Origin of the sequence: Bradyrhizobium sp. UNPA324, from assembly GCF_006658635.1 — a bacterium.
Lineage (GTDB): Bacteria > Pseudomonadota > Alphaproteobacteria > Rhizobiales > Xanthobacteraceae > Bradyrhizobium > Bradyrhizobium nanningense.
Map to the genome: position 1 here is coordinate 7,130,316 of NZ_LFJD01000004.1, position 23,360 is coordinate 7,153,675.

29 protein-coding genes and 1 riboswitch are annotated in these 23,360 nt (G+C 64.8%); of the genes, 14 read left to right on the forward strand and 15 right to left on the reverse strand.

The genetic code is table 11. The annotated features are described in order from the left end of the window. Positions 1 to 21 precede the first annotated feature (21 nt). Entirely contained in the window at positions 22 to 159 is a 138-nt protein-coding gene (locus tag UNPA324_RS35515; RefSeq protein WP_007614812.1) for a hypothetical protein, read from the forward strand. A 42-nt stretch (positions 160 to 201) separates the two neighbouring features. Here the strand turns inward: UNPA324_RS35515 and UNPA324_RS35520 are convergent, their stop codons facing one another. From UNPA324_RS35520 to UNPA324_RS34180, 3 genes are all read right to left on the reverse strand, one after another. Beyond that, positions 202 to 348, reverse strand: coding sequence for a hypothetical protein (locus tag UNPA324_RS35520; RefSeq protein ID WP_164936510.1), 147 nt, complete (start codon positions 346 to 348; stop codon positions 202 to 204). A 199-nt stretch (positions 349 to 547) separates the two neighbouring features. Beyond that, the gene (locus UNPA324_RS34175) at positions 548 to 1,030 is read right to left on the reverse strand and encodes a MaoC family dehydratase (RefSeq protein WP_141938463.1); all 483 of its coding nucleotides are present in this window, start codon (positions 1,028 to 1,030) and stop codon (positions 548 to 550) included. Continuing rightward, positions 1,030 to 1,482 carry a MaoC family dehydratase gene (locus UNPA324_RS34180; protein ID WP_141938465.1) on the reverse strand — a complete coding sequence of 151 codons (453 nt, stop codon included), beginning with the start codon at positions 1,480 to 1,482 and terminating at the stop codon, positions 1,030 to 1,032. Before UNPA324_RS34180 ends, UNPA324_RS34175 begins: the two co-directional genes overlap by 1 nt. Before the next feature lie 166 nt (positions 1,483 to 1,648). Here UNPA324_RS34180 and UNPA324_RS34185 point away from each other — a divergent pair, with 166 nt between their 5' ends. Next, positions 1,649 to 1,945, forward strand: coding sequence for a DUF4282 domain-containing protein (locus tag UNPA324_RS34185; RefSeq protein ID WP_128921534.1), 297 nt, complete (start codon positions 1,649 to 1,651; stop codon positions 1,943 to 1,945). 142 nt (positions 1,946 to 2,087) lie between these two features. Here the strand turns inward: UNPA324_RS34185 and ychF are convergent, their stop codons facing one another. From ychF to UNPA324_RS34205, 4 genes are all read right to left on the reverse strand, one after another. Next, positions 2,088 to 3,185, reverse strand: coding sequence for a redox-regulated ATPase YchF (gene ychF, locus UNPA324_RS34190; protein ID WP_141938467.1), 1,098 nt, complete (start codon positions 3,183 to 3,185; stop codon positions 2,088 to 2,090). Between the two features lie 157 nt (positions 3,186 to 3,342). Beyond that, on the reverse strand, positions 3,343 to 3,942 hold the full coding sequence (gene pth / locus UNPA324_RS34195; protein WP_128921536.1) for an aminoacyl-tRNA hydrolase: 600 nt from the start codon (positions 3,940 to 3,942) through the stop codon (positions 3,343 to 3,345). Between the two features lie 60 nt (positions 3,943 to 4,002). Then, a complete protein-coding gene (locus UNPA324_RS34200) occupies positions 4,003 to 4,716 on the reverse strand; it encodes a 50S ribosomal protein L25/general stress protein Ctc (protein ID WP_128921537.1) in 714 nt (237 codons plus the stop codon). A 177-nt stretch (positions 4,717 to 4,893) separates the two neighbouring features. After that, a complete protein-coding gene (locus UNPA324_RS34205) occupies positions 4,894 to 5,154 on the reverse strand; it encodes an accessory factor UbiK family protein (protein WP_141938469.1) in 261 nt (86 codons plus the stop codon). Positions 5,155 to 5,545: 391 nt separating this feature from the next. Between UNPA324_RS34205 and lgt the strand changes: the two genes are divergently transcribed. From lgt to UNPA324_RS34230, 5 genes are all read left to right on the forward strand, one after another. Further along, complete coding sequence (lgt, locus tag UNPA324_RS34210; RefSeq protein ID WP_128921539.1) at positions 5,546 to 6,391, forward strand: prolipoprotein diacylglyceryl transferase; 846 nt, start codon at positions 5,546 to 5,548, stop codon at positions 6,389 to 6,391. 21 nt (positions 6,392 to 6,412) lie between these two features. After that, positions 6,413 to 7,528 carry a class I SAM-dependent methyltransferase gene (locus UNPA324_RS34215; protein WP_141938472.1) on the forward strand — a complete coding sequence of 372 codons (1,116 nt, stop codon included), beginning with the start codon at positions 6,413 to 6,415 and terminating at the stop codon, positions 7,526 to 7,528. Continuing rightward, complete coding sequence (gene pgeF / locus UNPA324_RS34220; RefSeq protein WP_128921541.1) at positions 7,528 to 8,295, forward strand: peptidoglycan editing factor PgeF; 768 nt, start codon at positions 7,528 to 7,530, stop codon at positions 8,293 to 8,295. Before UNPA324_RS34215 ends, pgeF begins: the two co-directional genes overlap by 1 nt. Before the next feature lie 216 nt (positions 8,296 to 8,511). After that, on the forward strand, positions 8,512 to 9,129 hold the full coding sequence (locus UNPA324_RS34225; RefSeq protein WP_128921542.1) for a hypothetical protein: 618 nt from the start codon (positions 8,512 to 8,514) through the stop codon (positions 9,127 to 9,129). A 192-nt stretch (positions 9,130 to 9,321) separates the two neighbouring features. Further along, positions 9,322 to 10,275, forward strand: a complete 954-nt coding sequence (locus UNPA324_RS34230; RefSeq protein WP_164936511.1) for a ribose-phosphate pyrophosphokinase — start codon at positions 9,322 to 9,324, stop codon at positions 10,273 to 10,275. A gap of 162 nt (positions 10,276 to 10,437) precedes the next feature. Here UNPA324_RS34230 and UNPA324_RS34235 read toward each other — a convergent pair whose 3' ends face one another. Further along, positions 10,438 to 11,010, reverse strand: a complete 573-nt coding sequence (locus UNPA324_RS34235; RefSeq protein ID WP_141938474.1) for a 6,7-dimethyl-8-ribityllumazine synthase — start codon at positions 11,008 to 11,010, stop codon at positions 10,438 to 10,440. 77 nt (positions 11,011 to 11,087) lie between these two features. Continuing rightward, positions 11,088 to 11,246, reverse strand: a riboswitch (FMN riboswitch). A 407-nt stretch (positions 11,247 to 11,653) separates the two neighbouring features. On the opposite strand from UNPA324_RS34235, the gene UNPA324_RS34240 reads away from it, so the two are divergent. Together UNPA324_RS34240 and proC are read left to right on the forward strand one after the other, a co-directional pair. Then, positions 11,654 to 12,154 (forward strand): type III secretion system chaperone family protein, encoded by a 501-nt coding sequence (locus UNPA324_RS34240; protein ID WP_128921545.1) that lies wholly within the window; start codon positions 11,654 to 11,656, stop codon positions 12,152 to 12,154. Between the two features lie 202 nt (positions 12,155 to 12,356). After that, the gene (proC, locus tag UNPA324_RS34245; protein ID WP_128921546.1) at positions 12,357 to 13,181 is read left to right on the forward strand and encodes a pyrroline-5-carboxylate reductase; all 825 of its coding nucleotides are present in this window, start codon (positions 12,357 to 12,359) and stop codon (positions 13,179 to 13,181) included. Positions 13,182 to 13,304: 123 nt separating this feature from the next. On the opposite strand, the gene UNPA324_RS34250 is transcribed toward proC, so the two are convergent. The 4 genes from UNPA324_RS34250 to UNPA324_RS34265 all read right to left on the reverse strand — a co-directional run bounded on the left by UNPA324_RS34250 (position 13,305) and on the right by UNPA324_RS34265 (position 17,061). After that, on the reverse strand, positions 13,305 to 13,697 hold the full coding sequence (locus UNPA324_RS34250; RefSeq protein ID WP_128921547.1) for a thioesterase family protein: 393 nt from the start codon (positions 13,695 to 13,697) through the stop codon (positions 13,305 to 13,307). A gap of 198 nt (positions 13,698 to 13,895) precedes the next feature. Continuing rightward, positions 13,896 to 14,159 carry a tautomerase family protein gene (locus UNPA324_RS34255; RefSeq protein ID WP_128921548.1) on the reverse strand — a complete coding sequence of 88 codons (264 nt, stop codon included), beginning with the start codon at positions 14,157 to 14,159 and terminating at the stop codon, positions 13,896 to 13,898. Between the two features lie 55 nt (positions 14,160 to 14,214). After that, positions 14,215 to 15,771, reverse strand: coding sequence for a histidine--tRNA ligase (gene hisS, locus UNPA324_RS34260; protein ID WP_141938477.1), 1,557 nt, complete (start codon positions 15,769 to 15,771; stop codon positions 14,215 to 14,217). 207 nt (positions 15,772 to 15,978) lie between these two features. Next, on the reverse strand, positions 15,979 to 17,061 hold the full coding sequence (locus UNPA324_RS34265) for a branched-chain amino acid aminotransferase (protein WP_128921550.1): 1,083 nt from the start codon (positions 17,059 to 17,061) through the stop codon (positions 15,979 to 15,981). A gap of 337 nt (positions 17,062 to 17,398) precedes the next feature. On the opposite strand from UNPA324_RS34265, the gene UNPA324_RS34270 reads away from it, so the two are divergent. From UNPA324_RS34270 to UNPA324_RS34280, 3 genes are read left to right on the forward strand one after another with little or no spacing between them, the layout of a single operon-like run. Then, complete coding sequence (locus UNPA324_RS34270; RefSeq protein WP_141938479.1) at positions 17,399 to 17,941, forward strand: MarR family winged helix-turn-helix transcriptional regulator; 543 nt, start codon at positions 17,399 to 17,401, stop codon at positions 17,939 to 17,941. Then, on the forward strand, positions 17,938 to 18,669 hold the full coding sequence (locus UNPA324_RS34275; protein WP_128921552.1) for a response regulator: 732 nt from the start codon (positions 17,938 to 17,940) through the stop codon (positions 18,667 to 18,669). Before UNPA324_RS34270 ends, UNPA324_RS34275 begins: the two co-directional genes overlap by 4 nt. An 18-nt stretch (positions 18,670 to 18,687) precedes the next feature. Then, positions 18,688 to 20,076, forward strand: coding sequence for an ATP-binding protein (locus UNPA324_RS34280; protein ID WP_128921553.1), 1,389 nt, complete (start codon positions 18,688 to 18,690; stop codon positions 20,074 to 20,076). A gap of 15 nt (positions 20,077 to 20,091) precedes the next feature. On the opposite strand, the gene UNPA324_RS34285 is transcribed toward UNPA324_RS34280, so the two are convergent. The 3 genes from UNPA324_RS34285 to UNPA324_RS34295 are packed head-to-tail and all read right to left on the reverse strand — an operon-like array spanning position 20,092 to position 21,696. After that, complete coding sequence (locus UNPA324_RS34285; RefSeq protein WP_128921554.1) at positions 20,092 to 20,820, reverse strand: haloacid dehalogenase type II; 729 nt, start codon at positions 20,818 to 20,820, stop codon at positions 20,092 to 20,094. A 14-nt stretch (positions 20,821 to 20,834) separates the two neighbouring features. Beyond that, the gene (locus tag UNPA324_RS34290; RefSeq protein WP_128921555.1) at positions 20,835 to 21,365 is read right to left on the reverse strand and encodes a DUF3617 domain-containing protein; all 531 of its coding nucleotides are present in this window, start codon (positions 21,363 to 21,365) and stop codon (positions 20,835 to 20,837) included. Positions 21,366 to 21,408: 43 nt separating this feature from the next. Continuing rightward, entirely contained in the window at positions 21,409 to 21,696 is a 288-nt protein-coding gene (locus tag UNPA324_RS34295) for a hypothetical protein (protein WP_128921556.1), read from the reverse strand. Between the two features lie 185 nt (positions 21,697 to 21,881). Here UNPA324_RS34295 and UNPA324_RS34300 point away from each other — a divergent pair, with 185 nt between their 5' ends. Together UNPA324_RS34300 and UNPA324_RS34305 are read left to right on the forward strand one after the other, a co-directional pair. Next, positions 21,882 to 22,343, forward strand: coding sequence for a hypothetical protein (locus UNPA324_RS34300; RefSeq protein ID WP_128921557.1), 462 nt, complete (start codon positions 21,882 to 21,884; stop codon positions 22,341 to 22,343). Between the two features lie 119 nt (positions 22,344 to 22,462). Next, positions 22,463 to 23,167: a ribonuclease T2 family protein gene (locus UNPA324_RS34305; protein ID WP_128921558.1), complete on the forward strand. Its 705-nt coding sequence runs from the start codon at positions 22,463 to 22,465 to the stop codon at positions 23,165 to 23,167. The last annotated feature ends 193 nt before the right edge of the window (positions 23,168 to 23,360 follow it).

Here is a 23,360-nt window from a genome sequence, read left to right on the forward strand (position 1 = left end):
CCGGGCTTGGGGATATCTCACATGGAAAGCATTCGGCCCGACACCACGGACCCGATACCATTGCGGCCCGCGCCGAATCAATTCGGCACGATCATGCTGCGCTTTGTCGGGCTGCTGGCGGTTGCGATCGCCATCCTGGCGTTCGTCTATAGCCGCTGAGATGCGGCGGCCGGATGCCGGCCGCGAAGAATGAACGAACTCTTACCGGCTGGCGTCGACGGCAGAGGCTTCCAGGGTGTAGGCGCCATCGGCATACCCCTTCACCACCATGCCGGCGACCAGCATCACGGCCAGCGTCGCGGTCGCGAAGATAAATCCAACGAGCTTGAGTGCGCCGCGATCAGCCATGGTCCTCGTCCCCTGTCGTCTGCCCAATTCGTTTCAAATAGACAGCGACAGGTTCATAATTAGTTAGCAACTGACTGGTTCCCACCAAACTGCGAGGGGTAACCATGTTGCGCAGGCTTATGGCAGCCGTCCCGAATCCCGTCCATAGCGCGCGAGCAACACTTGCCCACCGATTTGGACCGTTCATTTTGGAACAGATCTAACCGGCCTTCGCACGCATCGGCACGAAGGCTGAAGCGGTGATGGAATAGACCTCCTCGCCGCGCTGGTTGGTGCCGGTGGTGCGGGCGGTCAGGATGCCCCAGCCAGACCGCGAGGCCGAGCTGCGCTTGTCGGTGACGACATTGACGTACGCGATCGTATCGCCGGCGAGCACCGGCCTGATCCAGCGCAGGTCGCGAAAGCCCGGCGACGGGCCCCACACCGCAACCTCCTCGCCGCGCGAGGCGGCCTCGCGCGCCAGACGCTGGCCGTCCGCGACAAGCAGGCTCATGCAGGCCGAGCCAACGTGCCAGCCCGACGCGGCGAGCCCGCCGAACAGCGAGTTCTTGCCCTCCTCCTCGTCGAGATGAAAACGCTGCGGATCGAACTTGGCGGCGAAAGTCTTGATGGCCTCGGCCGTGAACGTATAGGTGCCGATCTCGCGGCGCTGACCGATCTCGATGTCGTCGAAGAACCGCATCAGACCGCTCCCTCGCGGCGCTTGATCAGGATCGGCGACGTCATCTCGGCGAGCGCCTCACCCTTGGCGTTGCGCGCGGTGCATTTGAACTTGACGATGCCGAGCTCGGGCCGGCTCTTGGACGTGCGCGCCTCCAGCACGTCGACATCGAGCATGAGGTCGTCGCCGGGCCGCAGCGGCGACAGCCAACGCACCTCGTCGACGCCGGGCGACCCCAGCGATGCGGCGCGGGTGATGAAACCATCGGCCATCATCCGCATCATCAGCGAGCAGAGGTGCCAGCCCGAGCCGGACAGGCCGCGCAGCATGCTTTTGCTGGCGGCCTCCTCGTCCAGATGCATGGGCTGCGGATCGAACTCGGCGGCAAAGGCCAAAATCTCGTCGCGGGTGACATGTCGCGGGCCGAACGTGCCGAACCGGCCGGGCGGGAAATCTTCGAAGGTCAGGGTCATCTTGGGAAAGCTTTGCAGGAATGACAGATTGTGGCCGCACTTTGCGGCAATCTCAACCCGCCGGCCCGCATGGCTCGTGCTACATACCGGGTGGCGGCGTTGATCTGAGTCGGATCGACCGAGGACCGAGATCCATTTACCAAGGCCCAATGCCCTGGGGAGAGCAATGTTTTCATTCAGCGACCTGTTTCAGTGGGACCGCTTCATCACGCCGACGATCATCAAGACCTTCTATTGGCTGGTGATCGCGCTGATCTGCCTGTTCGGCCTCTCCGGCATCTTCTCCGGCCTGGCCGCGATGGCGATCAGCCCGTTCGGCGGCTTCCTGGTGCTGCTGTCGTCGATTGCGAGCGTCGTCGTCGGCGTGGTGTTCTCGCGCATCCTCGCGGAGTTGATCCTGATCGTCTTCCGCATCAACGAGCATCTCGGCGCGATCCGCGACCAGGGCGGCGGGATGCGGTGAGGTCTCGTGTCCCGGACGCGGCGCGGCATGAAATGACGCGACGCAGAGCCGGTACCCATGCATCCGCAATCAAGTCTTCTGGGCCCCGGCTCTGCGGCGCACCGCAAGAGCGCTGCGCTGCGTCCGGGGCACGAGATCCAGCTTACGTATTAAACCTGAAATGCATCACGTCGCCGTCGGCAACGACGTATTCCTTGCCTTCGAGCCGGAGCTTGCCGGCATCGCGCGCGCCGGTTTCGCCGCCGAGCGCGACGTAGTCCTCGTAGGCGATGGTCTCGGCGCGGATAAAACCCTTCTCGAAGTCGGTGTGAATCACGCCCGCCGCGCCTGGGGCCTTGGTGCCGCGATGGATGGTCCAGGCGCGCGCTTCCTTCGGGCCGACCGTGAAATAGGTGATGAGGTCGAGCAGCTTGTAGCCGGCGCGGATCAGGCGATCGAGGCCGGCTTCCTCCAGACCCAGCGTCTCCAGGAAGTCGGCGCGCTCTTCACGTGAGATGGTGGCGATCTCGGACTCGATCTTGGCGGAGATGACGACGGCGACCGCGCCTTCCTTGGCGGCCTGGTCCTGCACGGCCTTGGAGAACGCATTGCCTGACGCGGCCGAGCCTTCCTCGACGTTGCAGACATAGAGCACGGGCTTGGACGACAACAGGCCGAGCATCCCGAAGGCGCGCTCCTCCTCGGCTTTGCGCTCGACGAGGCGCGCCGGCTTGCCCTCGCGCAGCAGCACCAAGGTGCGGTTGACGAGGTCGAGCTGCTCCTTGGCGTCCTTGTCGTTACCTTTGGCCTTCTTGGTGAGGTTGTCGACGCGCTTTTCGAGACTGTCGAGATCGGCGAGCATCAGCTCGGTCTCGATGGTCTCGATGTCGGCGAGCGGGGCGATCTTGCCCTCGACATGGGTGATGTCGGAATCTTCAAAGCAGCGCACCACATGCGCGATGGCGTCGACCTCGCGGATGTTGGCGAGGAACTGGTTGCCGAGGCCTTCCCCCTTCGAGGCGCCGCGGACGAGGCCCGCGATGTCGACGAAGGTCAGCCGGGTCGGAATGATCTGGCCCGACTTGGCAATGGCGGCGAGCTTCTCCAGCCGCGGATCCGGCACGGCGACCTCGCCGACATTCGGCTCGATGGTGCAGAACGGATAGTTCGCGGCCTGGGCCGCGGCCGTCTCGGTCAGCGCGTTGAACAAGGTCGACTTGCCGACATTGGGCAATCCGACGATCCCGCATTTGAATCCCATGGTATCCTCTAACGCAGTGCGTAGGGTGGGTTAGCCCTGTAGATGCGCAAGGCGCATCTGCGCGGCGTAACCCACCAATTTTCCGGTCGTGGCATGGTGGGTTACGCCTTGCGCCTTCGCTTGTCGAAGCTTCGCGGACGTCGTCGGCTAACCCACCCTACTCCTTGTCGTCCTTGGTCAAAAATCCCTTCGCCTGCATGGCGAGATGCACCCTGTTGGCAAAGGTCGCGTCCGTGCCCTTGGCAACCAGGCCTGCGTGCTCGGCCACCGCCTCGCACAGCGTCGCCACCCAGTCGTTGTCGGCCTTGGCGAAGTCCGACAGCACGTGGCCGTGCACCAGTTCCTTGACGCCGGGATGACCGATGCCGAGGCGCACGCGGCGGTAGTCGTTGCCGATATGCGCCGAGATCGAGCGCAGGCCGTTGTGACCGGCGATGCCGCCGCCGATTTTCACCCGCACCTTGCCCGGCGGCAGTTCGAGCTCGTCGTGGAACACCGTGACGTCGCCAGGCGCGATCTTGAAGAAGCTCGCGGCATCCTGAACGCTGCGGCCGGACTCGTTCATGTAGGTCGTCGGCTTGAGCAGGATCACGCGCTCCGTGCCGAGCGCGCCTTCCGAGGTCTCGCCCTGAAACCTGCGGCGCCATGGCGCAAAGCCATGACGCCGCGCGATCTCGTCGACGGCCATGAAGCCGATATTGTGCCGGTTGCGTGCGTATTTCGCGCCGGGATTGCCGAGCCCAACAAAGAGTCGCATGACGCGGCGCGCCCCTCAGCTGGCGCGCGATCAGGGACCGCGCGCCGGCTCTTTGAGAGATTACTTCTTCTTGTCGCCGCCGGCGGGAGCCTTGGCAGCCGCGGCAGGTGCAGCAGCCGCGGCCGGAGCCGCAGCGCCAGCCGCCGGAGCTGCCGCAGCAGCGCCAGGAGCTGCAGCCGCAGCCGCGGCCTTCTGCTCTTCGGCGTAGCCGGACGGCGGCACGATGGTGACGAGGGTCGCGTCCTCGCGGGTCAGCGCCTTCACGCCGGCCGGCAGCTTGACGTCGGACAGATGCAGCGAGTGACCGATTTCCAGCGAGCCGACATCGGCTTCGATGTACTGCGGAATGCTCTCGACACCGCATTCGAGCTCGATCGCGTGGGCGACGATGTTGACCGTGCCGCCGCGCTTCACGCCCGGGGACGTTTCCGCCTTCACGACATGCAAGGGCACGCTGATGCGGATGGTGGCGCCTTCGCCGAGCCGCATGAAGTCGACATGGATCGGGAAGTCCCTGACCGGATCGAGGTGGTAGTCGCGCGGAATCACGCGGTGCTTCTTGCCCTCGAGATCGATGTCCACCAGCGTGGTCAGGAACCGGCCGGCGAGGATGCGCTGGCGCAGTTCGCGATCTTCAATCGAGATCGTGACGGGGGGCTGGTTGTTGCCATAGATCACTCCGGGCACTCGCCCGGCGCGACGCTCAGCCCGGGCGGCCCCCTTGCCGCTCTTCGGACGTGCGGTCGCCTTCAATTCCTTGACGGTCGTCGCCATGTCGTTAAGTCCTTGTTTTTGCAAAAGTTAATGGGCCGCAGCGCGGCCCATGGCATAGCTCGCAGCAAGCCTCCAGGGGTGCGGGGGCCACGAACTTGGCGGGCTTTTAGCCGGAAGATGCGGAAATGACAAGGAGAATGGGGGGCTACCCTCCCCTGGAGGGTAAGGACGAGTGCCTTACGTCGGCGCCCCGCCGAGCTTGGCCTCCAGCGCCGCGATTCGCGTTTTCAGCGCCTCGTTCTCCTCACGCGCCAGACGGGCCATGTCCTTGACCACCTCGAACTCCTCGCGCTTGACCAGATCCATGTCGCGCAGGAATTTTTCCGCCTGGCTGCGCATCACCGTGTCGAACTCGCGCTTGACGCCCTGAGCGGCACCCGCGGCGTCGTTCATCAGGCGGCCGATCTCGTCGAAAAACCGGTTGCTGGTCTGGGTCATGGCGGGCCTCCGATAAACTTTGCGCGAACTCTCCGAGACACAATGGCAATCCAGAGGGAGCGGTTCAAGGGCCGCGCGGTGGTATCCTTGTCATGCTCCGGTTTCCTTGCAATCGTACTCAACGTCCCGGCATAAGAAGAATCACAGGGCGTCTGCTGGCGCTCGACCGCCGCAATCTCGTGTGAGCGATATGGATCGAAGCATCCGCGAATTCGGTGCACCTCTCCCGCTCGCGGGAGAGGTCGGCACGAAGTGCCGGGTGAGGGTTCTTTCCTCTGGGGGAGTCTTCGTTGTCGAAGCACCCTCTCCCCTGCCTTCCCCCGCAAGCGGGGGAAGGAGTGCAGCTCCGTCGGGGCCGCAGCTTGCCCATCAACTCTAGAAGCAAGGCGCGATGCCCTTTCTGCTCATCGACTTTCCCGCCTTCAAGCCGATCGCGCTCGAGATCGGTCCGTTCGCGATCCGCTGGTATGCGCTCGCCTATATCTGCGGCATCGTGTTCGGCTGGCTCTATGCGCGCTCGCTCCTCAAGAATGAACGCCTGTGGGCCGGGCCTGCGCCGATCTCGTTGCTCCAGGTCGACGACTTCATCCTGTGGGTCACGCTCGGCATCATCCTCGGTGGCCGCACCGGCTACGTGCTGTTCTACAACCTGCCCTTCTTCATCGATCATCCCGCCGCGATCTTCAAATTGTGGGAGGGCGGCATGTCCTTCCATGGCGGCTTCCTCGGCTGCGTCGTCGCGGTGATGTGGTTCGCCTACCGCAACAAGATCCCGATCCTGTCGCTCGGCGACATCACCACTGCAGTTGCCCCGGTCGGGCTGCTGCTCGGGCGGATCGCCAATTTCATCAACGGCGAATTGTGGGGGCGCGCCACCGACGCGAGCCTGCCCTGGGCGATGATCTTCCCCAACGATCCCACGCAGCTGCCGCGTCATCCGAGCCAGCTCTACGAGGCCGGCATGGAGGGCATTCTGCTGTTCACCGTGCTCGCGATCATGATCCGCTTCGGCGCCTTGAAGCGGCCCGGCATGATCCTCGGCGCCTTCATCCTGATCTATGGTCTGACCCGGATTGCCGGCGAGCATTTCCGCGAACCGGACGCACAGCTTGGTTTCCTCTGGGGCGGATTAACCATGGGCATGCTGCTGTCGATCCCGATGCTTATCGTAGGCCTCATACTTATTGTATTGGCAGTCCGGCGCGGTGCGCCGAAGCCCCTCGGTGCCATTCGTTAATTCATTTCGAGAAAGTACGCCGTGACCGACCAGCCGCTGCTCAATGAGATCAAGGCGCTGATCAAATCCTCAGGCCCCATGCCGGTCTGGCGCTACATGGAACTGTGCCTGATGCATCCGCGCCATGGCTATTACGCCTCGCGCGATCCGCTCGGGCGCGAGGGCGACTTCACCACCGCGCCCGAAGTCAGCCAGATGTTCGGCGAGCTGCTGGGACTGTGGACCGCCTCGGTGTGGAAGCAGATGGGCTCGCCGCAATTTTTGCGACTGATCGAGCTCGGACCGGGCCGCGGCACCATGATGGCGGATGCGCTGCGTGCGGTGCGCGTGCTGCCCCCGCTCTACCAGGCGCTCCATATCCACATGGTCGAGGTCAATCCCGTCCTGCGCGAGCGGCAGAATGCGGCGCTGTCCGCCGTGCGCAACATTTCCTGGCACGACAGCATCGACGACGTGCCGGAAGGCCCATCCATCATCCTCGCCAACGAATATTTCGACGTGCTGCCGATCCACCAGATGGTCCGCCACGAGAACGGCTGGCACGAGCGCGTGATCGAGATCGACAGCAACGGAAAGCTTCAATTCGGCGCTGCGCCGGAGCCTACGCCGCGCTTCGAGGTGCTGCTACCGCCCTTGGTGCGCGCCGCCCCCATCGGGGCCGTGTTCGAATGGCGGCCCGACGGCGAGATCATGAAGCTCGCCACACGCGTGCGCGACCAGGACGGGGCGGCCCTAATCATCGACTATGGTCATCTGCGCAGCGATGCCGGCGACACGTTCCAGGCAATTGCCCGCCACACCTTCGCCGATCCCTTGAAGGCGCCGGGCCAGGCCGACGTCACCGCCCATGTCGACTTCCAGGCGCTGGCGCGCGCGGCCGAGGATGTCGGCGCGCGCGTGCACGGGCCGGTGACGCAAGGCGACTTCCTCAAGCGGATCGGCATCGATACAAGGGCCGCCGCCTTGATGCAGAAGGCCACGCCGGAAGTGGCCACCGACATTTCGATCGCGCTCAAGCGCCTGACGGACACCGGACGCAGCGGCATGGGCTCGATGTTCAAAGTGCTCGGCATCTCCGAGCCGCGGCTGACAGGCATTGCCGGCCTCAGCGATCTCGAACAGGCCGGAGGCAATTGATGACGCTCACCTCCTCACTGCTGGCAGCGGTGCCCGGCCTGCGTCACGCCTTCTTCACGCGTGAAGGCGGCGTCTCCAGCGGCATCTATTCCGCGCTAAACGGCGGGCTCGGCTCCAACGACGATCAGGCCCTGGTTGCGGAGAACCGCCGCCGCATGGCCGAGCATGTCGGCGTCGCCGCGGACCGTTTCATCAGCCTGCACCAGATCCACTCGCCCGACGTGCTCGTTGCTGTGACACCGTGGCCGAGCGGACCGCGGCCGAAGGGTGATGCGCTGGTGACCAAGACGCCCGGCATTGCGCTCGGCGTCTCCACCGCCGATTGCGGACCGGTGCTGTTCGTCGACCCCGATGCGCGCGTGATCGGCGGCGCGCATGCCGGCTGGAAAGGCGCGCTCACCGGCGTGCTGGAGGCGACGATCACCGCGATGGAACGGCTCGGCGCAACGCGCGGCGGCATCATCGCAGCGATCGGTCCCTTGATCCGCCAGGACAGCTACGAGGTCGGCAACGAGTTCGTGGCGCGCTTCATCGAGGCGGATGCTGACAACGCAATGTTCTTCATCCCGTCAGTGCGCGAAGGACACGCGATGTTCGATCTCGCCGGCTTCATCCGTCAGCGGCTGGAGGCCGCCGGCATCCTGATGATCGACGATCTCGGTCTCGACACCTACGCCGACGAACGCTTCTTCAGCTATCGCCGCTCGGTGCATCGCAAGGAGCCGGATTACGGCCGCCACGTCCACGCGATCGCGCTGGAGGGGTGAACGCGCGGGTCGCGCCACATTCTCAGTCGTCATGCCCGGGCTTGTCCCGGGCATCCACGCCTAGCCGCACATGAGGAGGCACGTGGATGGCCGGGACAAGCCCGGCCATGACGAGTGGAATTATCTCAATTCCCGCTCAAATCTCGTTTGCGGGAAAATCTGTGTCGCAGCCGCCCTAGACCTTAACCGATTTTAACGATATCGCTGCCCTCCATAATGAGGGACGCGTCATTCATCTTGCGCCGTGCGGGTTCGCGCGTGCTGGCGATCATGCTGCTGGCAGCCGCGACCGCGCTTGGCGGCTGCGCCGGCGGCGGTGGCAGCGCCGCCAACTCCTATGCGATGGCGCCGGGCGCCGGCTCCGGGGCAACGGTCGCCTTCGAATCGATCGACGGCCCACCGCCTCAGGTGTTCGACCGCATGGTCGGCGTCCTCGACAGCGAATCCAAGCTGCGCAGCCTGTCCGTGGTCTCCCGCGAGGGGACGGCAGCCTACCGCGTGCGCAGCTACCTGTCGGCCCAGATCGTCCGCGGCAAGACCGTGATCGCCTGGGTCTGGGACGTCTACGACGCCAACCAGCAGCGCGCGCTGCGCCTGTCAGGGGAGGAACCGGCCTCAGCCAAGGGCGGTCGCGACGCGTGGGCGGCTGCCGACGATCTAGTGCTGCGGAAGATCGCCCAGGCCGGATTCAGCGGACTTTCCAACATGATCAACGGAACACCGGATGGCCCTGGCGCAGCGCCAGGCTTGCGGGGACCAGCGGTGGCGAGCGTGATTCCGGAGGCCCCGGCGGCCGAGCTGCCGGCTTCGGCGCTCGGCTATGCCGAGCGATAACCCCCGCTAAACCACGGCCTCAAGTTGCGACCAAACCGTTGGCCCGACTCAGGATTTTCGAAGGGAAAACGTAGCCTTCCGGGTTGCCATTGCAGCCTCCCGCCTGATATTTCCTCGCCCGTCGTAACCGTGCTTCCAGTGGGATCAGAGATGTTGAACGTCGTATCCAGCAAAGCGCGGGAGGAAGCATCCATGTCGGCCAAAAACGGCTCCATCAAGCTCGTCGCCGGCAACTCCAATCCGGCGCTCGCGCAGGCGATCGCGCAAGGCCTCGACCTGCCGCTGACCAAAGCGGTGGTGCGGCGCTTCGCCGACATGGAGATCTTCGTCGAGATCCAGGAGAACGTCCGCGGCTCGGATGCCTTCGTCATCCAGTCGACGTCGTTTCCGGCGAACGACCATCTGATGGAGCTCCTGATCATCACCGACGCGCTGCGCCGCTCCTCGGCGCGACGGATCACCGCGGTGCTGCCCTATTTCGGCTACGCAAGGCAGGACCGCAAATCGGGCTCGCGCACGCCGATCTCGGCCAAGCTCGTCGCCAATCTGATCACGCAGGCTGGTGTCGACCGCGTCATGACGCTCGATTTGCATGCCGGCCAGATCCAGGGCTTCTTCGACATCCCGACCGACAATCTCTACGCGGCGCCGTTGATGGTGCGCGACATCAAGGAAAAGTTCGACCTCTCCAAGGTGATGGTGATCTCGCCCGACGTCGGCGGCGTGGCCCGCGCGCGCGGCCTTGCCAAGCGCATCAACACCCCGCTCGCGATCGTCGACAAGCGCCGCGAGCGCCCGGGCGAATCCGAGGTCATGAACGTGATCGGCGATGTCGCCGGCTACACCTGTATCCTCGTCGACGACATCGTCGACTCCGGTGGCACGCTGGTGAACGCCGCCGACGCGCTGATCGCCAAGGGCGCCAAGGACGTCTACGCCTATATCACCCACGGCGTGCTCTCCGGCGGCGCGGCCGCGCGCATCTCCGGCTCCAAGCTGAAGGAGCTGGTGATCACTGATTCGATCCTACCGACGGACGCCGTGACCAAGGCGCCGAACATCCGCACGCTGCCGATCGCCAGCCTGATCTCCGACGCGATCGCGCGCACCGCGGCGGAAGAGTCGGTGTCGAGCCTGTTCGACTGATTTCTTCTTGGCCCCTCCCCGCTTGCGGGGAGAGGCCGGAATTCGAGCGAAGCTTGAATTCCGGGTGAGGGGGACTCTCCGCGAGTCCAACTCTAACCGTCGCCGCGGAGACTCCCCCTCACCCCAACCCTCTCCCCGCACGCGGGGAGAGGGAGAGACATCCTACCCCACGATCCCCGCTGCGACCTGGCCGCGCAGACGCTCCAGGCCGAGCAACGTCTCCGCACAGGCGGCCGCCACCTCGACGCCCTTGATGGCAAAATGCTTGCGGAAGAAGTCGTAGTGCACCTCGGTCTCGTGGAATTGCTGCGGCGTCAACACGGCCGAGAACACCGGCACCTCGGTGCGGAGCTGCACGTCCATCAGCGCCTTGATGACGGTGTCGGCGACGAACTCGTGCCGGTAGATGCCGCCGTCGACGACGAGGCCGGCGGCGACGATCGCGGTGTAGCGCCGTGTCTTGGCAAGGACCTGCGCGTGCAGCGGGATCTCGAACGAGCCCGGCACCTCGAACACGTCGACATGGGTGAGATGCCGCGCCGCGGCCTCCTTCATGAACGCGATGCGGGCCTCCTCGACCACGTCGTGATGCCAGCAGGCCTGTACGAAAGCCACCCGCTGCGGCTTTGCGAAGCGCGGATGGTCGGGCGCGGGTCCTTGCGGAACCGGCGGTTGGGGAACTTCAATTTCGGCTTGGGCAGCTTGGACTTGGGGATCTTGCAACATCTGATTCATGGCTTTCCTCGGTTTAAGGACCAGAATCAGGGCACACGGAACGACAAACAGCCGCACCTTGCGATGCGTCTGCCACCGACCGTTCTCTTTCATCCGGACTTTAACCGTCGGCTTCGGAGTTGCACCGAATCTGCTGACCCTTCCCTTCGGGATACCCCTCACGGAAGGCGCTCGCGGGCTTAGGCCTTTCGGCCCTTACCGCCGGTGGGGACTTTCACCCCGCCCTGAGAACATCGGCCGTCCGGAATGAACGGCCTGACCGGAAATATGACGCCGCCCGGCGGCCGCAGCAAGCGTGTTCCGCATGGGGAAAGCGCATGGTCCCATGCCATCGCGGCGGGAGCAGCCCTCACGGGGCGGAATTAACGATTGGCGGCCCCGGCTAGTCCGACTCCGGTTTGTTCTCTCCGTTAAGAATTGTGGCGGAGATGAGCTGTGGACGAACGAGTCCTGGCTTGTGGACGGACTCGGGACCCCGTTGCGCAGATTCCGCAAATCACATCACTTGATCCGCGACAGGCCCGCGCTGATCCGAGGGATCGCAAGAGCGACCCTGAGGGATCGCAGCAGCGACGTTGAGGGAGCGTGCCGGGCCGACCGCGTGCGTATCAAGGACAACAAGAAGGCAAGAGGTCGAGACGGCATGTCCCTGCTCGAAGGCACTATCGATTCCAAAAGCCATCCGCTCGCGGTGGTCGAGGATATCGCTGCCAGCAACAACTGGCCGTTCGAACGCTCCGGCGAAGACGAACTCACGATTGTCTCGAAGGGACAATGGACCGACTACCAGCTCTCCTTCACCTGGATGGGCGAGATCGAGGCGCTGCATCTGGCCTGCGCCTTCGACATGAAGATTCCGCTCGCGCGTCGTGGCGAGGTGCAGCGGCTCGTCGCTGCCGTCAACGAGCAGCTGTGGGTCGGTCATTTCGATTTGTGGACCAACACCGGCATGGTGATGCACCGCCAGGCCCTGGTGCTGCCGGGCGGCCTCACCGCCTCGACCGCGCAGTGCGAGGCCATGCTCGCCGGCGCCATCCACGCCTGCGAGCGCTATTTCCCGGCGTTCCAGTTCGTGGTGTGGGCAGGCAAGACAACCACCGAGGCGATGGACGCCGCGATGTTCGATACGGTGGGCGAGGCGTAAGTCTCGCTGCAAGAGCGGAGGGGGCCACCCTCTCTCCCCGACGTCGTCCCGGACAAGCGAAGCGCAGATCCGGGACCCATACCGCGTGATGTCTCTTGTGGCACGCGGCTTGTTGCCAACACCTTCATCCACTAGAACCGCCTGTGGTAACGCGACGAGCAAGTGCTCGCGCGGGGACGACAGCGAGTGTGTGGCAACAGCGATGGCGAACAACCCCCTCCAAAACATCACCGGCACCATCCTGCTCGCCGGCGCCGGCAAGATGGGCGGCGCGATGCTGACCGGATGGCTTTCGGGCGGGCTCGACCCGCGCCGCGTGGCCGTGATGGATCCGCACATCGCGCCCGAGATCTCCGCCCTGGCCGCCAAGGGCGTCGCGCTGAATCCTGATGTGAAGACCGCCGGCCCCGTCGAGACGCTGGTCGTCGCGGTGAAGCCGCAGATGTTCCGCGACGCCGGCGCAAGGCTGAAAGCGTTCGTCTCGGACAAGACCTCGGTGGTCTCGATCATGGCGGGAACAACGATCGCATCGCTCCAGGAAGTCTGCGGCGGCGCCGTGGTGCGCGCGATGCCGAACACGCCGGCCGCGATCGGCCGCGGCATCACCGTCGCGGTCGCGGCGAACAACGTCAGCCCTGCGCAGCGCGCGGTGGCCGATGCGCTGCTGCGCGCCACCGGCGCGGTCGAATGGGTCGAGGACGAAGACCTGATGGACGCGGTGACCGCCGTCTCCGGCTCGGGGCCAGCCTATGTGTTCCTGCTCGCTGAGGAGCTGGCGCGCGCCGGCATCGAGGCCGGGCTGCCCGAGCCGCTGGCGACGAAGCTCGCGCGCGAGACCGTCGCCGGTTCCGGCGAGCTGCTGCACCGGTCGGAGCTGCCTTCCAGCACGCTGCGCCAGAACGTCACCTCGCCCGGTGGCACCACCGCCGCAGCGCTCGGCGTGCTGATGGGCGAGCCGGGCCTGCGCGAGCTGATGATCCGCGCGATCGCAGCTGCGACGCAGCGGTCGAAGGAGCTCGCGAAGTAAAGACAGGGGCCGTATCTTCGTAGGGTGGGTTAGCCGTCGGCTGCGCGAAGCGCAGTCCGAAGGCGTAACCCACCATGCTTCAGCGATCGCGAACGTTGGTGGATTACGCTTCGCTAATCCACCCTACTTAGACAACCGCTTGTTGAACAACTCGACATTGACGAGCCCGCGCGCGTGGCGGCCCTCGCCGAGCTTGCGCGTGCCCTCGAAGGCCTCGACCTCGAAGCGGATGACGCGGCGCTCCACCGCAATGACCTTCGCCGTGGTCCGCACCGTTGCGCCGACGAGGGCGGCCGCGAGATGGCGGATATCGACCTCGGTGCCGACAGTGACCCAGCCCGGCTGGAGCGCGGCGCGGATCGCGTCGCCCGAGGTCATCTCCATTTCCAAAATCATCATCGGCGTCGCATAGACAAAAGGCATGCCGGGCACGAAATGCCCGACCGTGCGCTCGGCCGGCACCACCAGCGTGCGCTCGGCGCTCATGCCGATTGTGATGAACTCGCGTGCGTCCATGGTGCCTCACAAACAGTGTCGTCCCGGACAAGCGCGCCTTAAGCGCGCACCGATCCGGGGACCCATAACCACAGGACGTCGTGGCTGCGGGGATTCGGAGTTGCCGCTTCGCCAGATAACCACTCCCTGTGGTTATGGGTCCCGGATCTGCGCTTTCGCTTGTCCGGGACGACAGCGGCGTTTGCCGCGACGGCGCTGCTACTTCTTCGCCGCCGCCGCACGTTCCACGAAGGTCTTGCCGCCCTTCATCTTGTGACGGAGCGGGGCTTCGTTGATCTGGATGACGACGGCATCGGCATCGACGCCGAGATTCTTCACCAGCGCCTGCGTGATGTCGCGCATCATGCCGGCCTTCTGCTCGTCGGTGCGGCCCTCGGCCATGCTGATGGTGATCTCAGGCATCGTCGTCTCCCTGCTTTCGTCATGGCCGGGCTTGTCCCGGCCATCCACGTTCTTTGCCATCAAACAGGACGTGGATGCCCGGGACAAGCCCGAGCGTGACGACGTCAGCGAATGGCTAGCCCCAGCTCACGTCATGGCGGGCCAGCACCTCGCGCACTTTCGCGACGAGATCGGCTTCGCTGCACGAGAACTGCGCCGGCCGGCTCTCGCGCCATTCCTGGTTGGAGGCGATCGCCGCGGCCGCCTTGGCGCCTTCGATCAGGTCCTTGATCTGCAGCTCGCCGCGCGCCTTCTCGTCGGAGCCCTGGATGATCACGCACGGCGAGTTGCGGCGATCGGCATATTTGAGCTGATTGCCCATGTTCTTGGGGTTGCCGAGATAGAGCTCGGCGCGGATGCCGGCGCTGCGCAAGGACGCAACCATCTTCTGGTAGTCGGCGACGCGGTCGCGGTCGAACACGGTGACGACGACGGGGCCGAAGTCCGGCTTGGTGTCGAGCTTGCCGAGCAGCGTCAGCGCGGCCTGAAGCCGCGAGACGCCGATGGAGAATCCGGTCGCCGGCACCGGCTCGCCACGGAAGCGCGAGACGAGACCGTCGTAACGCCCGCCGCCGCCGACCGAGCCGAAGCGCACCGGGCGGCCCTTCTCGTCCTTGGTCTCGAGCAGCAGTTCGACCTCGTAGACGGGGCCGGTGTAATATTCGAGGCCGCGCACGACGGAGGGATCGATACTGATGCGATCTCGGCCATAACCCGCGGCCTCGACCAGTTCTGAAATCATTTTGAGTTCTTCGACACCAGCTCGCGAGGTCTCATTTGCTCCGAAGTGGGTCATTAAGCCGTCGAGCACTCCCTTGTTACTCTCGACATACGCGCCCTGCCCAACATGCTCTGGTTCGGTCATCGTTCCGCTCTGTAGGAGCGTAAACACCAGCACCTTCTGTATTTGATCTTTATCTAGACCCGCGCCTTTGGTGAAATCGCCACTCTCATCTTTTCGGCCTGGGCCGAGCAGAAGCTCGACGCCCTCTGCACCAAGTCGATCGTATTTATCGATGGCTCTCAGCACCGTCAGACGACGACCCGCGTTTTCGGCCCCGCCGAGCCCAATATCTTCAAGCACGCCATCGAGCACTTTGCGGTTGTTGACCTTCACGACATAGGAGCCGCGCGCGATGCCGAGCGCCTCCACCGTATCCGCCGCCATCATGCAGATCTCGGCGTCCGCCGCCGGCGTCGCCGAGCCGACCGTGTCGGCGTCGAACTGCATGAACTGGCGGAAGCGGCCGGGACCGGGCTTCTCGTTGCGGAAGACATAGCCGACGCGGTAGCTGCGGTAGGGCAAGACCAGCGCGTCGGTGCCGTAGCGCTCGCCGACATAGCGGGCGAGCGGCGCCGTCAAATCGTAGCGCAAGCTGATCCACTGCTCGTCGTCGTCCTGGAACGAGAACACGCCCTCGTTCGGACGATCCTGGTCGGGCAGGAACTTGCCGAGCGCATCGGTGTATTCCATTGCCGGCGTCTCCACCGGCTCGAAGCCGTAGAGCTCGTAGACGGCGCGGATCTTCTCGACCATCTCGCGCGTCGCCCGGATCGCGGCAGGGTCGCGATCCTCGAGCCCGCGCGGCAGGCGCGCCTTCAGTTTCTGCGGTTTTTTGGGTTTCTCGGCCATCCGCGGCGTTTACCAGCCGACGCGGGGGGCGGCAACTGCCTGCTCGCCCTACGGCTGCTCCATCCGTTCATGACGTGCTGATCGGCGTTCCCCGGATGCTGCACAACGCGCCGCCTCTTGGCGGCGTGGTGCGCTGCTGATCCGGGGTCCAACCGCTGGCGCCCTGGGTCCCGGCTCGCGCTTTGCGCGTCCGGGACACGAGAGTCCCTAGAACACCTTGCGGATCCAGTTGTGGGGATCGTTGGTGCGGCCGTACTGGATGTCGACGAGCTGCTTGCGCAGGCCCATGGCGACGGGGCCGGCGGCGCCGCCCGAGATCTCGAAATCGCCGCTGACGGAGCGCACCTTGCCGATCGGCGAGATCACGGCCGCGGTGCCGCAGGCGAACGCTTCCTTCAGCTTGCCGCTGGCCGCATCCTTGCGCCACTGGTCGAGCGAATACGGCTCCTCGCGCACAGTCTTGCCGGCATCGCGGGCGAGCGCGATGATGGAGTCGCGGGTGATGCCGGGCAGGATCGTGCCGAGCGGCGGCGTCGAGAGCGAGCCGTCGTCGAACACAAAGAAAATGTTCATGCCGCCGAGCTCCTCGATGTAGCGGCGCTCGATCGCGTCCAGGAAGACGACCTGATCGCAGCCGTGCTGGATCGCTTCGGCCTGCGCGCGCAGGCTCGCGGCGTAATTGCCGCCGCACTTGACGGCGCCGGTGCCGCCGACGGCCGCGCGCGTATAGTTCTCCGACACCCAGATCGACACCGGCGCGGGACCGCCCTTGAAATAGGAGCCGACCGGCGAGGCGATGACCGCGAAGATGTATTCGGACGACGGCTTGACGCCGAGGAAGGTCTCGCTCGCGATCATGAAGGGCCGCAGGTACAGGCTGCCATCGCCGCCCGGCATCCAGGCGCGATCGATGCGCACGAGCTGCTCGACCGCCTCGATGAAGACATCCTCGGGCAGTTGCGCCATCGCCATGCGGTCGGCCGAGTCCTTGAAGCGCCGCGCATTGGCGTCGGGGCGGAACAGGTTCACGCCGCCGTCGTCGCGCTTGTAGGCCTTCAGACCTTCGAAGATCTCTTGCGCGTAGTGCAGGACGGCCCCGGCGGGATCCATCTGGAAGTTGGCCCGCGCCTCGATCTTCGCCTCGTACCAGCCACCCTTGGCTTGATTGTAACGGACGATCGCCATGTGATCGGTGAAGACCCGCCCGAAGCCGGGATCCACCAGCTTGGCCACACGGTCCTTTTCGGATGTCGGATTGGTTGCGGGCTGGATGTCGAATGTCATGCTCATGTCCTTGGCTCCCGCTGCCGGTATCGGCGCTGTTCTGGCGCCCGCCTGCCCCGTTCGGGGCCAGCTGGCTGGATTGGTTTCCGGCTGGACCACCGCCAGCCTTGTTACGGCCGGTTTCCCGTGGCCAGCATGTCGGGCAGGACATGCTTTTGCGGGAGACGGAAGTCCAGTATGTTTTGCCGAAATGCCGCTCGACAATCGCACGGTAGATCTGATCCGGCCGTCGTCGCCTGTCCGGCTGTTTTCGCCGTCCTGCTTCGATGACACCCGCCGCGAAACGATCTAAAATTTCGTCCGGGTTGTTCGTTTTGTAACATTGAACCCAAGATACGTCAATATGCCTGACATAAATTTCGCGACTTCCTCTCAAGATGCCACCGAGCCTCGGCCGGCCGCAGGCGATGGAGCCAATTTGCGCTGGGATATCATCGAGCTGCTGTTCTTCGCCTACCGCGATTTCGTCGGCGATCCCGACCAGGAGCTGGAGGCTTTCGGCTTCGGCCGGGCTCATCATCGGGTCATGCACTTCGTCTATCGTTATCCCGGCCTCAAGGTTGCCGATCTGCTCGACGTCCTGCGCATCACCAAACAGTCGCTCGGCCGCGTGCTCAAGCAGCTACTGGACGAGGGCTATATCGTGCAGAAGACCGGCGACAATGACCGCCGCCAGCGCCTGCTCTACGCGACGCCGAAGGGCGAGGCGCTGGTGCAGAAACTTGCCGGTCTGCAGACCACGCGGATCACCAAGGCGCTCGCCGAGATGGGTCCGCAGGATGCCGAGACGGTCAAGCGCTTCCTGCGCGCGATGATCGATCGGGACGATCCGGACAAGGTGCTCGAGACCATTTTCGCTTCCGTCAATCAAACCACCAAGGAGTGACCGTGACGCTCGCTGCCACTCTCGCCCGCCCGCCGGCGCGCCCGGCCGACGACGCCCCGCATCTGCTGCTGGTCGACGACGACCGCCGCATTCGCGATCTGCTCTCGCGCTTCCTTGCCAGCGAGGGCTATCGCGTCACCACCGCCGCCAGCGCCGGCGATGCACGATCAAAATTGCTGGGTCTGCATTTCGACCTCTTGATCCTCGACGTCATGATGCCCGGCGAGACCGGCTTCGATCTCGCGCGCTTCATCCGCACATCCTCCTCGGTGCCGATCGTGATGCTTACGGCGCGCCATGAAGCCGAGGCCCGCATCGAGGGCCTGCAGATCGGCGCCGACGATTACGTGGCAAAACCGTTCGAGCCGCGCGAGCTGGCGCTGCGCATCAACAACATCCTCAAGCGCGCCGCCCCGCCGCCGCAGGCCACGACGATCGAGAAGATCGCCTTTGGTCCCTACGTCTACCATCTCGATCGCGGCGAGCTGCGCCAGGGCGAGGAGGTCATCCACCTCACCGACCGCGAGCGCGAGATGCTGCGCATTCTCTCGGAGACGCCGGGCGAGACCGTGCCGCGCAGCGCGCTGACCGGCAATGGCAGCGTCAACGAGCGCGCCGTCGACGTGCAGATCAACCGCCTCCGGCGCAAGATCGAGACCGATCCCGCCAATCCGCTGTTCCTCCAGGCGGTGCGCGGCATCGGCTACCGGCTGGTGGCCTCGCCATAATCAAGTGAAGCACGCCAGATGAGCACGATCGACACCGGCCTGACGCTTTTGAAGAGCGCCGCCGGCCGCGTTTCGGCGGCCAATGGCTGGATGGGCCACGCGTTCAAGGGCTGGATGCCGACCGGCCTCTATGCCCGCGCGCTCCTCATCATGATCGTGCCGATGGTGGTGCTGCAATCGGTGGTCGCCTTCGTGTTCATGGAGCGACACTGGAACACGGTGACGCGCCGCCTGTCGGCCGCGGTGGTGCAGGACATCGCCGCACTGATCGACGTCTACAAGGGCTATCCGCAAGATAAGGATCGCGATCAGATCCGCCGCATCGCGCAGCAGCGGCTCGGCCTCGTCGTCGATTTCCTGCCCGCCGGCGACATGCCGCCGCCGGGACCAAAGCCGTTCTTCTCGCTGCTCGACCAGACCCTGTCGGTGCAGCTCGGCCGCCAGATCGGGCGCTCGTTCTGGATCGACACGGTCGGCCGCTCCAATGTCGTCGAGATCCGCATCCAGCTCGACGATGCCGTGATGCGCGTGTTCGCGCAGCGCAGCGCCGCCTATGCCTCAAACTCGGAGATCTTCCTGTTCTGGATGGTCGGCACGTCCTCGATCCTGTTGATCGTCGCCGTGCTGTTCCTGCGCAACCAGATCAAGCCGATCCTGCGCCTTGCCGACGCCGCTGAAAGTTTTGGCAAGGGCCGCGAGGCACCGAACTTCAGGCCGCGCGGCGCCCGCGAGGTGCGGCGCGCCTCCGTCGCCTTCCTCGAGATGAAATCGCGCATCGAGCGCACGATGGAGCAGCGCACCGCGATGCTTGCCGGCGTCAGCCACGATCTGCGCACCATCCTGACCCGCTTCAAGCTCGAGCTGGCGCTGATCGGCGACAGCCCCGAGCTCGAGGGGATGCGCAAGGACGTCGACGAGATGTCGATGATGCTTGAGGATTACCTCGCCTTTGCGCGCGGCGATTCCGGCGAGCAGTCGCAGCCGACCGACATGGCGCAGGCGCTCGAGGAGCTGCGCGGCGATGCCGAGCGCCACGGCCATACCGCGACCGTCGCCTTCCACGGCCTGCCCGTGGTGACGGTGAAGCCGGCCTCGTTCAAGCGCTGCCTCGCCAACCTCGTCACCAACGCGGCGCGCTACGGCAAGAGCATCGCCATCACCGGCCAGCGCGATCACCGTTATTTGACCGTGACCGTCGACGACGACGGGCCGGGCATTCCCACGCACTTGCGCGAAGAGGTGTTCAAGCCGTTCCTGCGGTTGGACAATGCCCGCAACCAGGACGAAGGCGGCACGGGCCTAGGCCTTGCCATCGCCCGCGACATCGCCCGCTCCCACGGCGGCGACATCACCCTCGGCGACAGTCCGATGGGGGGATTGAGGGCGAGCGTGAGGATTCCGGTGTGACGGACGTAGCCGCCGTTAGACAGCTTGCAGTTGCTCGGCAAGGTCAATGAAGCTGGTCGCATAGACGTCGAACCAGCTCTCGGGCGAGATATCGGGCGCGGCCTCGGGGCCGAACTCCAATGCGCGAGGCACGAAAGCCGTCTTCATGCCGAACGCGCGCGCCGCCTTCAAATCGTATTTGTGGCAAGCAACCATCAGGATCTGATCCGGCCGGTAGCCGAGATAATCGACGGCGAGTTGATAGACCGCCGGCGCGGGTTTGTAGCTCCTGGCCAGCTCCGCCGTCAGCACGGCATCGAATGGCAGGCCGGCATTCCTGACCAGGGCGATCACGCTGGCCATGCCAGCGTTCGACAACGTCGACGTCAGATAATGTCGACGAAGCCGCGTCAGCCCCTCGACTACATCCGGCCAAGCGTCGAGCCTCGTCCACACATTGTTCAGCTCATCACGCTCGGCATCATCGAGGCGATCCGACAAGCTTCGCGTTTCCACAAGCTTGTCCAACGCTTCCCGATAAATGCGGTCGACCCGCAACCAACCGCGATGGCCGGCAATCACGGCATTCATGGAAGCGCGGTAGAGTTCGCGCCACTCTGTTGACAGGGCCGCCCAGTCGATGTCGAGCCCCTTAGTCTCATTGATCGCGGCACCGGCGCGCAGGATCGGCTGGTAGAAGTCGACACAGGTGCCTTGAACGTCGAACGTGATTGCCTTGATGTCCGCAAGCCCGTTCGCATTCATCTCCGCACCCGTTCCTACTTCGGCAGTAGCGCCTTCAGCTTGTCCATATCGCGCACATTCATCTTGAAGCCGCCGGGCATCACGATGTCACCGGGCTTCTGATCCGGCTTGCAGGCCCCCAGCCACTTCGCGTCGAGTTGCATCGTCGTATCGCGCCCCGCCGCACCGGCAGCGCCGCCCTGCGCGTGCGACGAGGTCTTCACCGTGTAGGCCGAATTGAAATCACCGGTGATCTCGGCGTGCGAGGTCGTGCTGATGCCGGCGACGCTGCACTCGGAATCGCTGACATAGCCGGTGGCGGTCTTCTTGATGTCCTGCTTGGAGCATATCTGCTTGGCCATCGGCGAGACGTTGTTGTTCATCTCCTTGTCGACGGTCTCGTCGGTACAATGCTGCATGGTCATCTCAGGCATGGGCGTGCCGGTCCTGACCATCTTCATTTCCCAAAGACCGGCCTTGCGCACCGGCAGATCGTCGGCGATGGCGCTGCCCGCCGACACCACGAGGCAAAGCGTCGAGCCGAGCAAAGCGAGTTTGCGCGTCATGCGAGAAGCTCCCGACTAAGACTAGCGGCGTTACGACAACGCCTCAGTAGAGCGTGCGGATCGGCTGGTCGGCGGCGCCATAGGGCACCCAGCGGCAGGAAAACGAGATATAGCCGCCCTCATAGGCCTGCACCCCAAGGAATTTCACGACCTTGCCATAGCGCGCGCAGTGATCGACCGCCACTTGCCGGGCATCGACCTGGGTCGCCATCGAATAGGCGATGATGCCGCCGGTGTCGTTGCCCTTGAATGGCGGCACGTAGTCGGCGCGCGCCGACTGGCTCGCCATCATACCCAGGGCAAGAAAGCCCGCGGCCGCAATGATTCGCATTCCCGTCACTCCGATTTCCTGGCCGCCAGTCTACGGTGCCGGGATGGAAGTGAAAAGAACCGAAGCCCTGCCGACCGCGACACTGTGGTCAACTCCTGGCGAAGTGTTGCCGCGCTGCACTTGACCTCCCCCGGCCTTCGCGGCACCGTCCCACCTTCGCAAGACCTTAGCTGTCCGGATTGAACATGCGCGCGCCCTCCCTAAAATCATTCCGCTATGCCGCCGTGCTCGGCCTCATGTTCGGGGCGGTGTCGCTCGGCGAGGCCAGGGCCGCCAATCCGCTGGAGATGAATTTTTGGCTGAGCGGACCGCGCTATGACGGCGCCGTCGCCGATTGCGACAGGGCGCTGCCGACGATCGCGACCGAGTTCTGGGAAAAGGAAAGTACGTTCTGGAATTCCTCGTTGAAGATCACCGGGTTCTCCGCCGTTCACGAGACCGCGTTCCGGCCCTGGCAGTCCGACAACATTCCCCGCCGCTATTGCACCGCTGACGCCATGCTCAACGACGGCAAGGTGCGCAAGGTGCATTTCTCGCTCATCGAGGATGGTGGGTTCGCCGGCTACGGCAGCGGCGTCGAATGGTGCGTGGTCGGGCTCGACCGCAACTGGGCCTACAATCCGGCCTGCCGCGCCGCCAGGCCTTGAGTTCGAAGCGCCCCGATTCGGGGCGGTCAGCGGTCAAACGGCGTCGGCTGAATTTTGTTCTTGAAATGTTCCTGTCGCCTGCTAGGCTTCCTTGCACAGTCTAGTTGAGGGGCGTTGCCATGTTTCATTCCAGATTGCATTCCTTCTCCCGCCTGGTGATCTCGCTGGCCCTTTCCCTGATCCTTGCCGCGGGCCTCGCCTCGTTCGCCGGTGACGCCAAGGCCCAGGACAAGCGGCAGAACGCGCCGGGCGAGTTCGATTTCTATGTGCTGTCGCTGTCATGGTCGCCCTCGTTCTGCGAAGAGGCGGCCGAGCGTGGCGGCCGCTCCCAGATCCAGTGCGGCGGACGGCCCTACGCCTTCGTGGTGCACGGGCTGTGGCCGCAATATGAGAACGGCTTCCCGGAATATTGCCAGCGGCCCGCGCCGCGGCTGAACCGCAGCATCGTCTCCTCGATGCTCGATCTGATGCCGGCGCCGGGGCTGATCTTCAACGAATGGGACAAGCACGGCACCTGCTCGGGCCTCGCCGACCGCAGCTATTTCGAGACGATCCGCAAAGCGCGCGCCGCGATCAAGATTCCGGCCGAATATCTCGATCTGTCGCAGGCCAAGACCGTGGCGCCCGCGGAAGTCGAGGAGGCCTTCATCAAGGCCAATCCGGGGCTGAGCAATGCCGCCGTCTCGGTCACCTGCAACCGCACTCGGCTCTCCGAGGTCCGCATCTGCCTCAGCAAGGACCTGCAATTCCGCGACTGCGATGAAACCGATCGCCGCGCCTGCCGGCGTGAGCAGGTGACGATGCCGCCGATCAGGGGCGGTTGATCCCATCGTTGCGCGCGCTGCACTCTCCTCTTGTGCCCCGGACGCAGCGCCGCGCCACTTCGGCGGTGCGCTGCAGAGCCGGGGCCCATGCTGCATAGGACTCCATGCCCCCTGTTGGGTCCCGGCTCGGCAGCGCAGCGTTATACGCTGCGACGCGTCCGGGACACGTGATTGTGCCTCTTTGCTCAAGCCA